14 protein-coding genes are annotated in these 13,265 nt (G+C 59.7%); 3 read left to right on the top strand and 11 right to left on the bottom strand.

All coding sequences use genetic code 11. The annotated features are described in order from the left end of the window. Positions 1 to 56: 56 nt before the first annotated feature. The 5 genes from recG to exbB all read right to left on the bottom strand — a co-directional run bounded on the left by recG (position 57) and on the right by exbB (position 5,484). A complete protein-coding gene (gene recG / locus GHO25_RS04750; RefSeq protein WP_153390043.1) occupies positions 57 to 2,132 on the bottom strand; it encodes an ATP-dependent DNA helicase RecG in 2,076 nt (691 codons plus the stop codon). 9 nt (positions 2,133 to 2,141) lie between these two features. Then, positions 2,142 to 3,062: a hydrogen peroxide-inducible genes activator gene (locus GHO25_RS04755; RefSeq protein ID WP_048371191.1), complete on the bottom strand. Its 921-nt coding sequence runs from the start codon at positions 3,060 to 3,062 to the stop codon at positions 2,142 to 2,144. A 266-nt stretch (positions 3,063 to 3,328) separates the two neighbouring features. Next, entirely contained in the window at positions 3,329 to 4,075 is a 747-nt protein-coding gene (locus tag GHO25_RS04760) for an energy transducer TonB (RefSeq protein WP_048371193.1), read from the bottom strand. Next, a complete protein-coding gene (gene exbD / locus GHO25_RS04765) occupies positions 4,072 to 4,497 on the bottom strand; it encodes a TonB system transport protein ExbD (RefSeq protein WP_019828186.1) in 426 nt (141 codons plus the stop codon). Before exbD ends, GHO25_RS04760 begins: the two co-directional genes overlap by 4 nt. Before the next feature lie 6 nt (positions 4,498 to 4,503). After that, positions 4,504 to 5,484, bottom strand: coding sequence for a tonB-system energizer ExbB (gene exbB, locus GHO25_RS04770; RefSeq protein WP_048371195.1), 981 nt, complete (start codon positions 5,482 to 5,484; stop codon positions 4,504 to 4,506). Between the two features lie 188 nt (positions 5,485 to 5,672). Between exbB and GHO25_RS04775 the strand changes: the two genes are divergently transcribed. After that, on the top strand, positions 5,673 to 6,533 hold the full coding sequence (locus GHO25_RS04775) for an SDR family oxidoreductase (RefSeq protein ID WP_153390044.1): 861 nt from the start codon (positions 5,673 to 5,675) through the stop codon (positions 6,531 to 6,533). A gap of 74 nt (positions 6,534 to 6,607) precedes the next feature. On the opposite strand, the gene GHO25_RS04780 is transcribed toward GHO25_RS04775, so the two are convergent. From GHO25_RS04780 to GHO25_RS04805, 6 genes are all read right to left on the bottom strand, one after another. Next, positions 6,608 to 7,357 (bottom strand): hypothetical protein, encoded by a 750-nt coding sequence (locus tag GHO25_RS04780; RefSeq protein WP_153331252.1) that lies wholly within the window; start codon positions 7,355 to 7,357, stop codon positions 6,608 to 6,610. A 71-nt stretch (positions 7,358 to 7,428) separates the two neighbouring features. Continuing rightward, complete coding sequence (locus tag GHO25_RS04785; RefSeq protein WP_019410296.1) at positions 7,429 to 7,809, bottom strand: RidA family protein; 381 nt, start codon at positions 7,807 to 7,809, stop codon at positions 7,429 to 7,431. A 24-nt stretch (positions 7,810 to 7,833) separates the two neighbouring features. Continuing rightward, on the bottom strand, positions 7,834 to 9,939 hold the full coding sequence (gene spoT / locus GHO25_RS04790; protein WP_048372386.1) for a bifunctional GTP diphosphokinase/guanosine-3',5'-bis pyrophosphate 3'-pyrophosphohydrolase: 2,106 nt from the start codon (positions 9,937 to 9,939) through the stop codon (positions 7,834 to 7,836). A gap of 60 nt (positions 9,940 to 9,999) precedes the next feature. After that, positions 10,000 to 10,263, bottom strand: a complete 264-nt coding sequence (gene rpoZ, locus GHO25_RS04795) for a DNA-directed RNA polymerase subunit omega (protein ID WP_016782707.1) — start codon at positions 10,261 to 10,263, stop codon at positions 10,000 to 10,002. A 168-nt stretch (positions 10,264 to 10,431) separates the two neighbouring features. Next, positions 10,432 to 11,052 carry a guanylate kinase gene (gene gmk / locus GHO25_RS04800; RefSeq protein ID WP_048372389.1) on the bottom strand — a complete coding sequence of 207 codons (621 nt, stop codon included), beginning with the start codon at positions 11,050 to 11,052 and terminating at the stop codon, positions 10,432 to 10,434. Positions 11,053 to 11,065: 13 nt separating this feature from the next. Beyond that, on the bottom strand, positions 11,066 to 11,929 hold the full coding sequence (locus tag GHO25_RS04805; RefSeq protein ID WP_048372390.1) for a YicC/YloC family endoribonuclease: 864 nt from the start codon (positions 11,927 to 11,929) through the stop codon (positions 11,066 to 11,068). Positions 11,930 to 12,122: 193 nt separating this feature from the next. Between GHO25_RS04805 and rph the strand changes: the two genes are divergently transcribed. Together rph and GHO25_RS04815 are read left to right on the top strand one after the other, a co-directional pair. After that, positions 12,123 to 12,845 carry a ribonuclease PH gene (gene rph, locus GHO25_RS04810; protein ID WP_048372393.1) on the top strand — a complete coding sequence of 241 codons (723 nt, stop codon included), beginning with the start codon at positions 12,123 to 12,125 and terminating at the stop codon, positions 12,843 to 12,845. Positions 12,846 to 12,879: 34 nt separating this feature from the next. Continuing rightward, entirely contained in the window at positions 12,880 to 13,248 is a 369-nt protein-coding gene (locus tag GHO25_RS04815; protein WP_048372394.1) for a DUF4870 domain-containing protein, read from the top strand. Positions 13,249 to 13,265: the final 17 nt, after the last annotated feature.

Consider the following 13,265-nt stretch of genomic DNA (forward strand, 5'->3'; position numbering starts at 1 on the left):
CAAATTTGATAACCCGGTATTGGATCGGCCGCGTCTGTATTTACTGAACGATCTTTTTACACCTGACCGTACTGCTGGCCATGGCGTAACCAGCGATCCAGTAAGGGACTGACGTGACTCGGCCAGCGCTCCAGCAACGCCAGGGCAGCGTCGCGCACGGCGGGTAGCAAATCGGCATCGCGCATCAAGTCGGCCACTTTGAATTGCAGCAGCCCGGTTTGCCGGGTGCCGAGCATTTCGCCGGGGCCGCGCAGTTCAAGGTCTTTTTCAGCGATCACAAAACCATCGTTGGTTTCACGCATGATGCCCAGACGCTGACGTCCGACTTGTGACAGCGGCGGATGGTAGAGCAGCACGCAATGGCTGGCCGCGCTGCCCCGGCCCACGCGCCCGCGTAGTTGGTGCAGTTGCGACAAGCCGAGACGCTCGGGGTTTTCGATGATCATCAGGCTGGCATTGGGCACGTCCACGCCGACTTCGATCACGGTGGTTGCGACCAGCAATTGCAGCTCGCCGGCTTTGAATTGAGCCATGACTTCGGCTTTTTCGGCGGCCTTCATGCGGCCGTGGATCAAACCTACGCGCAGCTCGCCCAGCGCGCTGGACAGGTCCTCGAAGGTGCTTTCGGCGGCCTGACAAGTCATCTCTTCGGATTCTTCAATCAGGGTGCACACCCAATACGCCTGCCGCCCTTCGGCGCAGGCCGCGCGCACCCGCTCAATCACTTCAACCCGCCGCGTGTCGACCACCAGCACGGTGTTGACCGGGGTCCGGCCGGGCGGCAGCTCGTCGAGGATCGAGGTGTCGAGGTCGGCGTAGGCGCTCATGGCCAGGGTCCGCGGGATCGGGGTGGCGGTCATGATTAACTGGTGCGGGCACATGACCCCGCCCACGCCTTTATTGCGCAGGGCCAGACGTTGCTGCACGCCGAAGCGGTGCTGTTCGTCGATGATCACCAGCGCCAGGTTCTTGAACTGCACCTGGTCCTGGAACAACGCATGGGTGCCGACCACCATGGGGGCGCCATTGGCGATTTGCTCCAGCGATGCCGCCCGCGCCTTGCCCTTGAGCTTGCCGGCCAGCCAGGCGACTTCGAGACCCAGCGGCTCCAGCCAGCGTTTAAAGCTGATGAAATGCTGCTCGGCAAGGATTTCAGTGGGCGCCATCAAGGCCACCTGATAACCGGCCTCCAGCGCCTGCAAGGCGGCCAGGGCTGCGACAACGGTCTTGCCCGCGCCCACATCGCCCTGGATCAGGCGCAGCATGGGTTCGGGCTGGCTGAGGTCGTAGGCGATTTCGTTGCCCACCCGCACTTGCGCGCCCGTGGGCGGGAAGCCCAGGTTGGCGAGGTATTGCTTGGGCAGCTTTTTAGCCTTGGGCAACGCCGGGGCTTGCTGCGAGCGCAGGCTCTCGCGCAACCTTTGCTGCGAGAGCTGGTGAGTCAGCAGTTCTTCAAACGCCAGGCGGTGCTGGGCCCAGTGATGGCCCAGCGCGAGTTCTTCAACATCGGCATCGGCGGGCGGCTGATGCAAATAGCGAATGGCCTCGTCCAGCGGCGCCAGTTGGTAGTCCTTGGCCAGTTCGGGCGGCAACCAGTCGGGCAGGCTGCGCGGCCCCAGCATGGCCAGGCTTTGCTGGCTGAGCTGGCGCAAGCGCTGCTGGGTCAGGCCTTCGGTGGTCGGGTAGATCGGCGTCAGGGTAGTGTCGACCGGTGGCGGCTCAGCACCGGTAATGGCGCGGTATTCGGGGTGGTAAATCTCCAGCCCCGACGCGCCGGGACGCGCCTCGCCATAGCAGCGCACTTCGGTGCCGCGCTTGAGGCTATCTTTTTGCGCATTGCTGAAATGGTAAAAACGCAGGCTCAAGCCGCCGGTGCCGTCGTTAATACGCACCAGCAGGCTACGGCGCTTACCCATCACCACGTCGAGGCCGATCACCCGGCCTTCGACCACGGCGTCTTGTCCCGGCCGCAGCGCGCCAATCGGCACTACACGGGTGCGGTCCTGATAGCGCAATGGCAGGTGGAAAAGCACATCCTGAACGGTTTCGAGCCCGACCTTGGCCAGTTTTTCGGCCATGGCCTCACCGACGCCCTTGAACACGGTGACCGGCACGTTAGACAACTCAGTCATTTCAGCTTCTTACGTCGCGGCAGGTGGCTTGGCCACGGAACACAGGCGGATCGAGTCCGCGAGGATTTCAATGGCTTTTGGCCGAGGGAAGCTCGCGCGCCAGGCAATCGCTACCGTGCGAAACGGCACCGGCGGGGTCAGCGGGCGCACCGACAAAATGCCGGGGGCGTAATGGTGGCTGTCGACCGCCGACAACGGCAGGATCGAAATCCCCAGACCCGAGGCCACCATGTGGCGGATGGTTTCCAGCGAGCTGGATTCCACGGTGGTGTGCTTGGCGCCATCAGCGCCTTTGGTCAGCGTGGGGCAAGCCTCAAGCACCTGATCACGGAAGCAGTGGCCTTCACCCAACAGCAACAAGCTTTTGTCATTGAGCAGGTTGGCGTCGATGGTTTCTTTTTTGCTCCACGGGTGCTCGCTCGGCATCAGCACGTAGAACGGCTCGTCGTAGAGCGGCAACGTCAGCACGTCGGCTTCGTGGAAAGGCAGCGCGATGATGATCGCGTCCAGCTCGCCGTTGCGCAGTTTGTCGCGCAGCACGTGTGTGAAGTTTTCTTCGATGTACAACGGCATTTGCGGGGCGACCCGATGCAGTTGCGGAATAAGATGTGGGAAAAGGTACGGGCCAACGGTGTAAATCGCCCCTACTTTGAGCGGCGCGGTCAGTTGGTTCTTGCCGGCCTGAGCCAGTTCGCGAATCCCCTGGGCTTGCTCAAGCACCTTTTGCGCCTGGGCAACGATGCCTTCACCCACTGGCGTGAGACGCACAGCGCTTTTGCTGCGCTCGAAAATCAGCACACCGAGTTCGTCTTCCAGTTTTTTCACGCCCACTGACAGCGTCGGCTGGCTGACGTGGCAACGCTCGGCGGCATGGCCGAAGTGTTGTTCTTGGGCGAGCGTAACGATGTAGCGCAATTCAGTAAGAGTCATAGCGGGCGTCCCTGTATTGACGAGCCAAGCATAACGGCTGCAATCGATAGACGCACGTTATCACTCATTGCCCGGGGAACCACAGTGACTGCGGCAGGTTTCATCCGCTGCTTTGTAGTCGCTGACGAAGCATGAGGCTGCGATGGGTTGCGAAGCGACCCCGAACGGCGGTCCTGCGGCCCGCATCGCAGCCTTCGTACCTCGTCAGCGGCTACAGGGGCGGGGCCAACATGCAAAAAGGGCACCCTGAGGTGCCCTTTTTGGTGTTAACGCCGACGTTTATCGATGGAATAAACGAACGGTGCCACGATTTCGATGCTGCCGTTGGTCAGCATTTCTGGCGGCGGCTTGGGCAATGGCTGTGCCCGGCGAATCATTTCCAGGGTGGCCCGGTCCAGATCCGCGTTGCCGGAGCGGCCTACCAACTCGTAGGACAGCACCTTGCCTTCAGCGTCGACCACGAAGCGCAGACGGTTCAGACCTTCCTTGCCCCGCGACTGCGCCGCTGGTGGGTACTTCTTGTACTTGCCCAAGTGGGCCAGCAACGTACCTTCCCAGCTGGCTTTGGCAGCCAGTTGTTGTGGCGACGGGCCAGGAGCCGGTGCAGCAGACTTCTCAGTCGGCGCTTTGGTCGGCGTGGCGTCGCTTGGTTTCTCTTCTGACGGCTTTTCTTTGACCGGATCAGGTTTTTCCACAGGCTTGGGCGGTTGAGGCTTTTGCTTGGGTTTGACCGGTTTTGGAACAGCGATCTTCGGCTTGGGCGCTTCAGCCAGCTTGGGTATCGGCAACTCTTCCACTGGGGCCGGTGGTTGCGGTGGTGTCACCACTTTCGGCGGCGCAGGCGGTGGTGGTGCTGGCATCGGCGCCAGATCAACCATCATGGCTTGCGGTGGAAGTTCGATAGCCCGTGGGTTGGACCATTGCAGGGCAAGAATCACTGCCACTGCATGGACACCCAACACCACGGCCAAGCTGATTGCGTAACGCGTCATCTTTTGGCGCGCTATGGTCATTTCTTGGCTGCCGTCTCTAATCCGACCAGACCTACCTTCAAGTAACCGGCTGCGCGCAGTGCATCCATCACGCTCATCAAGTCACCGTAGTCCACGCCTTTGTCGGCCTGGAAGAAGATCGTCGTGTCTTTGTTGTTGTGAGTCCTGGCATCCAGGGTCGGACCCAACGCCTCAACCGTGACCGGCTCTTCGCCCAGGTACAGGCGCTGGTCAGCCTTGACGCTGAGGAACACCGGTTTCTCTGGCCGCGGCGCCGGCTTGGCGGTAGAAGCGGGCAGGTCAACCTTGATATCCACAGTGGCCAGCGGTGCGGCCACCATGAAGATGATCAACAGCACCAGCATCACGTCAATAAAGGGGGTGACGTTGATTTCATGGTTCTCGGCGAGATCGTCATCGCCTTCTTTTAAATGCAGGCCCATGGCCGATTACCCCACTTTCACCATGTGCGGTTGCGAGCTGCGCTCGGGCGGCAGGTGATCGAGGTCACGGCTAACCAGCAGCAACACTTCTGCCGACGCATCAGCCACCTGAGCTTTGTAGCCGGTGATGGAGCGGGCGAAGACGTTGTAAATCACTACCGCAGGGATCGCTGCAACCAGGCCCAGTGCAGTGGCCAGCAAGGCCTCGGCAATACCCGGAGCAACCACAGCCAGGTTGGTGGTTTGGGTTTTAGCGATACCGATGAAGGAGTTCATGATGCCCCACACGGTACCGAACAGACCGACGAACGGGGCGGTGGAACCGATGGTTGCCAGCACGCCGGTGCCGCTGCTCATGTTACGACCGCAGGCCGCTACCAGGCGCTCAAGACGGAAGCTCACACGTTCCTTGATGCCTTCTTTCTCACGGCTATTGGCCGACAGGCGCATTTCTTCCATCGCGTCTTGTACCAGCAGGTGCGCGAGGGTGCCTTCTTTGGCAGCAGTTTCGCTGGCTTCCTGAAGGGTACGGGCTTTTTTCAGGTTGGCGATTTCACCGCGCAGACGACGCTTGGCGCCCAGGACTTCAAAGCCTTTGGCAATCCAGATGGTCCAGGTGATGATCGACGCAATGGCCAGGCCGATCATCACGATTTTTACGATGATGTCAGCGTTTTTGTACATGCCCCATGGGGACAGGTCGTGGGCCATGCCCAGGCTGTTGTCTTCTTCGGCGATCACTTGTGGTGCATCTTCGGCCGGTGCGCCAGCGCCTTCTGCCAGGGCAGGGTCGGTCGCGACAGGGGCAGCAACAGGCGCCGGGGCCGCAGCTTCGGTCGCAGAATGTGCAGCGGGGGCAGCAGGCTCATCGGCAAAGGCCGCAGCAGGTGCCAGCAAGAAGCTGAACATCAGCGCCGCAAGCCCACGCCATAGACGTGAAGGGCTCGAAAGCTGGGTTGGCGAAGCGGTGGGTTGATTGCGTGTCATGCTAGCCGGACCTGAAGAAAGAAAAGAAGAATTGCCCTACAGCGCGTCTTGAGACCCAGGGCAAACGATGCGTTATTATTGCAAGTAATTCTTGTTAACAAAAGCGAATGCACTTGTTTTTTTCAAATGTCACGACCTTGGTCGTGTCCGTTCAGCCATTTTTGTAACATTTAGTAAGGAGTTTTGAGATGTCCAATGCCACAGCGTTGATCGTCGGTTGCGGTGATGTCGGAAGTCGCTTGGCCACTCAGTTGCTCGATAAAGGCTGGCAAGTCTATGGGCTGCGCCGCTCCATCGATCGCTTGCCGGCAGGCGTCATCGGTGTCGCAGGCGACCTGTTCAATGAGGCATGCCCGGCTGACTGGCCGACCGGCCAGATTGATTACCTGGTGTACAGCACTGCGGCCACCGAACACGACGAGGCGGGTTATCAGGCGGCTTATGTTGAGGGTTTGAAGCACACCTTGAGCTGGCTCAAACAGCATAACCAGCAGCCCAAGCGCCTGTTGTTTGTGTCCAGCAGCGGCGTTTATGTGCAGCAAGACGGGGAATGGGTCGATGAAACCTCCCCTGCCGAGTCCACCAATTACTCCGGCCGCATCATGCTCGATGCCGAGCAATTGGCGCTGCGCAGCGGTGTGCCCGCCAGTGTCGTGCGCCTGACCGGCATTTACGGGCCAGGCCGGGAATGGCTGCTGGGGCAAGTGCGCAAGGGTTATCGGGTTGCGGTCAATCCGCCGCTGTACGGCAACCGCATTCACGCCGATGACGCTGCCGGGCTGCTGGCCTTTTTGCTGGAAGCGGCTGATCAGGGCAAAACGCTGGACGACTGCTACATCGGTGTCGACAACGCGCCCGCGCCGCTGGCCGAGGTGGTGGACTGGTTGCGTGAGCGCCTGGGTGTGACCGAATGGGCCGAAGAGGCGAGCGTGCGCCGTGCGGGCAGTAAGCGTTGCAGTAACGCACGGGCTAAAGCCTTGGGCTGGGAGCCGCGCTACCCAAGCTACCGCGAAGGCTATGCCGCGATTCTCGACGCTGTTAAACCGTAGGAGCTGTCGAGGTACGAAGGCTGCGATCATTTGAAGATCAAAAGATCGCAGCCTTCGGCAGCTCCTACGCCTGTTTACATAGCGGGCTGTTTCTCCAGCACCCATTCCTGTTTGCCTGGGTAGAGCTGGGGCATTTCGTCAGGCTTGGCGGAGTCCAGCGCCTGGAAGATTTCAAGCCGGTTGCCGTTTCGCACAAAGATATGCGCGGCGCCGATTTCGTCCTGTTGCAGCCACAGGCTGTCGTATTCGCCACTCATGGACGCACAGTCGCCCGCCATGCACAGCGCGTAGGCGTTGTTGTTGGGCAGGCCTTTGACTTGACCGTCCGGCATAAAGGTCACGGTATTGCCCTGCCCCAGGCCGCTGATCACACGCCACTGACCGCCCAGATAGGCCGCCTTGAGCGCGTACTCGAAATTCGTGCCCAACGGGGCATCACTGCTCAGCTTTAGGGGCGTACGCACAAAGGACTGCTGAGGGTCGGCGTCTGAAGCGGCCTGGACCAGCTCTGCGCCCTGCACATCAAGCTCAATGGCCGAACTGCCATACACCGCCACTTGCCAGGCGCCCTTGTGGCCAGGCGTCAATTTGCCTTCGACCCACTCAAAGCCGTTGGTGTAGTTGGCTTTGGCGTTTTTAGCGTCGATGTCCCATTCAAGGTTCGGCCCGTTAGCCAGTAAGGCTTCACGCAGGTTGCCGCCTTTGGCAGCTTCATCGATTGCGCCCTGGTTAATCCAGACGCCACTGATATCGCGGGGTGCAGGTTCGCTGGCACAGCCGCCCAATAATACGGCGAGCAGTGACAAGGCTAGCGCTTTGCGCATAGTGGAATCCTTTTAAAGCGGGGGGAGAAGCGAGGGGGTTGGCGCAGCATGAATGTGCTGCGCCGAGGGTATTACTCGAGTACCAGAATGGCGTCCATCTCGACTTGCGAACCCTTTGGTAGAGCGGCAACGCCGATGGCTGCGCGTGCCGGATACGGCTGTTCGAAGTACTTGCCCATGATCTCGTTGACCTTGGCGAAGTGGCTCAGGTCGGTCAGGAAGATGTTCAGCTTGACGATGTCTTTGAACGAGCCACCCGCTGCTTCAGCTACCGACTTCAGGTTTTCGAACACCTGAACGGTCTGGGCTTCAAAGCCTTCAACCAGTTCCATGGTTTTTGGGTCCAGCGGGATTTGACCGGACATGTAGACGGTATTGCCAGCTTTGATCGCCTGAGAGTAAGTACCGATCGCTGCAGGTGCCTTATCGCTGGTGATTACAGTCTTGGACATGGGTGACTCCTTGTAATTAGGTGGCTACGCACGCATACGAGTGATGCGGATGACCCCGGTAAGGGCGCGCAGTTTTTTGATCACGCGCGCCAGGTGCACACGGTCGTGCACGCTGACTACCAGTTGGACCACGCTGATTCGACCATCGCGTTCGTCCATGCTGATTTTTTCGATGTTGCCGTCGGCGGCGTTGACGCTGCTGGCCAGCAAGGCGATCAGGCCGCGCTGGTGTTCCAGCTCGACGCGCAATTCGACGTTGAATTCGCCGGTAACGTCCTTGGCCCATGATAGCTGGACGCATTTTTCAGGGTTATGACGGATTTCACTGATATTGCGGCAGTTGTCCAGGTGCACGACCATGCCTTTGCCCGCCGACAGGTGGCCGACAATCGGGTCGCCCGGAATCGGCGTACAGCATTTGGCGTAGCTGAGCACCAGGCCTTCTGTGCCACGAATCGCCAGCGGGCCTTCGGGGCTCGGCAGTTGCTCGCCCTCGCCCAACAAACGTCGGGCCACGACATACGCCATGCGGTTGCCCAGGCCAATGTCTTCAAGCAGGTCTTCGATGTGTTCCAGGCGATATTCCTGGAGCATGGCCTGAACGCGTTCGGCGGGGATCTTGTCCAGCGCGCTGTTAAAGCCGTTAAGCACTTTGTTCAGCAAACGCTCGCCGAGGCTGATGGACTCGGAACGGCGTTGCAGTTTGAGCGCGTGGCGAATGTGCGTGCGCGCCTTGCCGGTGACCACAAAGTTGAGCCAGGCCGGGTTCGGGCGTGCGCCCGGCGCACTGACGATCTCGACCGTGGAGCCGCTTTGCAGTGGCTCGGACAGCGGCGCGAGGCGACGGTTGATCCGGCAGGCAATGCAGCTGTTGCCGACGTCGGTGTGTACCGCGTAGGCAAAGTCGACCGCTGTGGAGCCTTTGGGCAGCTCCATGATCCGGCCTTTGGGCGTAAAGACGTAGACCTCGTCCGGGAACAGGTCGATTTTTACGCTTTCGATAAATTCGAGGGAGTTGCCGGCGCGCTGCTGCATCTCGAGCACGCCCTTGACCCATTGCCGCGCACGGGCGTGAGTCCCGGTGTGCTGCTCGTCGCCACTGGATTTGTACAGCCAGTGCGCGGCGATGCCGTTGTTGGCCATTTCTTCCATTTCACGGGTACGGATCTGAATTTCGATCGGTACGCCGTGCATGCCAAACAGCGTGGTATGCAGCGACTGATAGCCGTTGGCTTTAGGGATTGCGATGTAGTCCTTGAAACGGCCCGGCAGCGGCTTGTACAAATTATGTACAGCGCCCAGCACGCGGTAGCAGGTGTCCACTTTGTCGACGATGATGCGGAACGCGTACACGTCCATGATCTCGTTGAACGCCCGACGCTTGCCACGCATCTTTTTATAGATGCCGTAGATGTGCTTTTGCCGCCCGCTCACTTCGCCCTGAATGCCGTCGACGGCCAGACAGTGGCTGAGGGACTCTTCAATCTTGTTGACGATCTCTTTGCGATTACCCCGGGCGCGCTTGACCGCCTGATAAATGCGCGCCGAGCGCATCGGGTACATCGCCTTGAAACCGAGGTCTTCGAATTCGATACGAATGTTGTGCATGCCCAGCCGGTTGGCGATGGGCGCGTAGATTTCCAGGGTTTCCTTGGCAATCCGCCGGCGTTTTTCGCCGGACAACACTTCGAGGGTACGCATGTTGTGCAAGCGGTCCGCCAGCTTGACCAGAATCACGCGAATGTCGCGGGCCATGGCCATGGCCATTTTCTGGAAGTTTTCAGCTTGGGCTTCGGCTTTGGTTTCGAAGTTCATCTGAGTCAGCTTGCTGACGCCATCGACCAGTTCGGCCACGGTTTCACCGAACTGCGCAACCAGCGCTTCTTTGGCAATACCGGTGTCTTCGATCACGTCATGCAGCATGGCCGCCATCAGGCTTTGATGGTCCATATGCATGTCGGCAAGGATGTTTGCCACTGCCAGCGGGTGCGTGACATAAGGCTCGCCGCTACGTCGGCGTTGGCCGTCGTGGGCTTGTTCTGCGTAGAAATACGCTCGTCGGACCAGATTGACCTGGTCCGCACTGAGGTAGGTCGACAAGCTGTCGGCGAGGGCGTCTATGCTCGGCATGAGGGAGCCTCCTGCCAAAACTGTGAACCCTTCGCCGTACTACGTCGACCGGGCATAGGCTTAGTTCGCCTCGTTGGACTCGTCCTCGAACGCTGCAAACAGCGGTTCGTCTTCGACGATTTCAGCGTTGGCGATAAACTCGTAGCTCATCAGGCCTTCTGCGATTTCGCGCAGGGCAACAACGGTAGGCTTGTCGTTTTCCCACTGAACCAGAGGCTCTTTACCACCGGTGGCCAGTTGACGGGCACGCTTGGTAGACAGCATGACCAGCTCAAAGCGGTTATCCACGTGTTCTAGGCAGTCTTCAACGGTTACGCGGGCCATGGTCTTCCTCGTAGCAAATACAATGTGCGCGCTGCCCGGATGGGCGAGCGGACTCGACAGTTTAAAAAATCACCAGCCATTAGGGAAGCGCTGATTTTTCACTCACCCTGCCCAATGTCTCTGTAAGTGCCAATGTAAAGCCCTTGCAGGGGTTTTGGGAAGCGCTGATTAACCGAGCAATTCGGCCAGCAATTTACCGTAGCGCTGCTGTTGGCGCTTTTGCTGGAGACGACTGGCATGAAAAATGGCCTTCAAGTCATCCAGTGCCACGGCAAAGTCGTCGTTGATGATCAGGTAGTCGTAGTCGACGTAGTGGCTCATTTCACTCACGGCTTCGCGCATACGGCCGTCAATAATCTCGGCACTGTCCTGCCCGCGATTGTCCAGGCGATCACGCAGGGCTTGCTGGCTCGGCGGCAGGATAAAGATCGAACGTGCCTGAGGCATCAGTTTGCGAACCTGCTCGGCACCTTGCCAGTCGATTTCCAGAATCAGGTCGTGACCCTCATCCAGCGTCTGCTGCAAGTAGCTTTGCGAGGTGCCATACAGGTTGCCAAACACTTCAGCACGCTCAAGAAAATCACCGTGCTCGATCATTTTCACGAACTCTTCGCGCTCGACGAAGTGATAGTGCACACCGTTCTCTTCGCCGGGGCGCATGGCCCGGGTGGTGTGTGACACCGAGACGCGGATCTGCGGCTCAATGTCGATCAGGGCCTTGACCAGGCTGCTTTTCCCGGCCCCTGAAGGCGCAGAAATAATGTAGAGAGTGCCAGTGCTGTGGGTCATGTCGGGGGAAGCCTTACTCAATATTCTGTACTTGTTCGCGCATCTGCTCGATCAACACTTTGAGGTTGACCGCAGCCTGGGTGCTGCGCGGATCGAATGCCTTGGAACCGAGGGTGTTGGCCTCCCGGTTGAGTTCTTGCATCAGGAAGTCGAGCCGACGGCCGGCAGCACCGCCCGACTTGAGCACGCGCCGCACTTCCAGAATGTGGGTGCTCAGACGGTCCAGCTCTTCTGCGACGTCACTCTTTTGCGCGAGCAAGACCATTTCTTGCTCAAGGCGCTGGGGGTCCAGCTCGGCTTTCATGTCGGCAAAGCGATCAAGCACCTTCTGCCGCTGGGTGGCGAGCATTTGCGGGACCAGCTCACGCAGGGTCTCTACGTCGCTTTCAATGGCGCTCAAACGGTCACTGATCAAGCGCGCCAGCTCGGCGCCTTCGCGCTCACGGCCGTTTTTGAGTTCTTGCAGACCTTGCTTGAACAGCGCCAGCGCCTGATTGTTGAGGGCCTGCGGATCGGCGGCATCGGCCACCAGCACGCCGGGCCAGGCCAGCACTTCGAGAGGATTGAGGGCCGCGGGCTGCTTGATCAGGCTGGCAATGGTCTCGGCAGCGGCCACCAGTTGCGCGGCGCGCTCGCGGTTAACCTGCAGCGGTTTGCCGGTGCTTTCTTCGGTGAAGCGCAAGGTGCACTCCAGCTTGCCCCGGGAAATACCTTGGCGCAGCGCTTCACGCACCGCCCCTTCAAGTTCGCGGAAAGACTCTGGCAAGCGCAGGTGCGGCTCCAGGTAGCGGCTGTTGACCGAACGCAGCTCCCAGCTCAGGGTTCCCTGAGTGCCGGCGCTTTCGACGCGGGCAAAGGCGGTCATGCTGTGCACCATGGAGGTACCTCGCGATCTGATGAGTGAAGCCGGGCGGCTATTAAGGGGGCGGATTGTAGCGCAGTGCAGCGGATGGCCCCAAATGGCGTCTGTCGTAAAGGCGCTACAACACTGGATTGCGTTTTAAATGTGCCCGGATCGGTCACGGCCTTTATAATGCTCGGCAGTTTTCCGTCCCGTACAGGTATCCCACATGAAACGTCCAAGTGGTCGCGCTGCCGATCAGCTCCGCCCGATCCGCATCACCCGCAACTACACCAAACACGCAGAGGGTTCTGTACTGGTCGAGTTCGGTGACACCAAAGTCATCTGCACCGTAAGCGTCGAGAACGGCGTACCGCGCTTCCTTAAAGGTCAGGGCCAAGGCTGGTTGACCGCTGAATACGGCATGTTGCCGCGCGCCACCGGCGAGCGTAACCAGCGTGAAGCCAGCCGTGGCAAGCAAGGCGGTCGCACCCTCGAAATCCAGCGCCTGATCGGCCGTTCGCTGCGCGCCGCGCTGGACATGTCCAAACTGGGCGACATCACCCTGTACGTCGATTGCGACGTGATCCAGGCCGACGGCGGCACCCGCACCGCGTCGATCACCGGCGCCATGGTGGCTCTGGTTGACGCCCTCAAAGTGATCAAAAAGCGTGGCGGCCTCAAAGGCGGCGACCCGATCAAGCAAATGATCGCCGCTGTATCGGTGGGCATGTATCAGGGCGAGCCGGTGCTGGATCTGGACTACCCTGAAGACTCGGCAGCCGAAACCGACTTGAACGTCGTGATGACCAGCACCGGTGGTTTTATTGAGGTTCAGGGCACAGCCGAAGGCGCGCCGTTCCAGCCTGCCGAACTGAACGCCATGCTGGCATTGGCTCAACAAGGCATGACCGAGATCTTCGCACTGCAACAAGCGGCGCTGGCTGACTGATCGCCAAGCCCTTGATGACCGACAGGAGAACGCCATGACAGAGCTCGACCTTTCAAACCCCAAACCGAGCCGCGAAGCTCGCCAATGGGCAATGTTTTGTCACTTTGCGGCGTTTCTGGGGATGTGGTTTCCGTTTGGCAACCTGATTGGGCCGCTGATCATTTGGCAGCTCAAGCGCGAAAGCGATCCCTTTATTGACGAGCAGGGCAAAGAATCGCTGAACTTTCAGATCACCGTGGCGATTGCTTCGGCCATTTGCTACGTGCTGATGTTCGTACTGATTGGCTTCGTCTTGCTCGGCCTGCTGTTCATCGGCGCCGTGGTGCTGGTGGTGATTGCCGGGGTCAAAGCCAATGACGGGGTGGCCTACCGCTACCCTTTCACCTGGCGGCCGATCAAGTAAGCCACAGACTTGCCTCG

The sequence above is a fragment of the Pseudomonas sp. FSL R10-1350 genome, assembly GCF_009600525.1.
In the GTDB taxonomy this organism is placed as follows: Bacteria; Pseudomonadota; Gammaproteobacteria; order Pseudomonadales; family Pseudomonadaceae; genus Aquipseudomonas; species Aquipseudomonas helleri.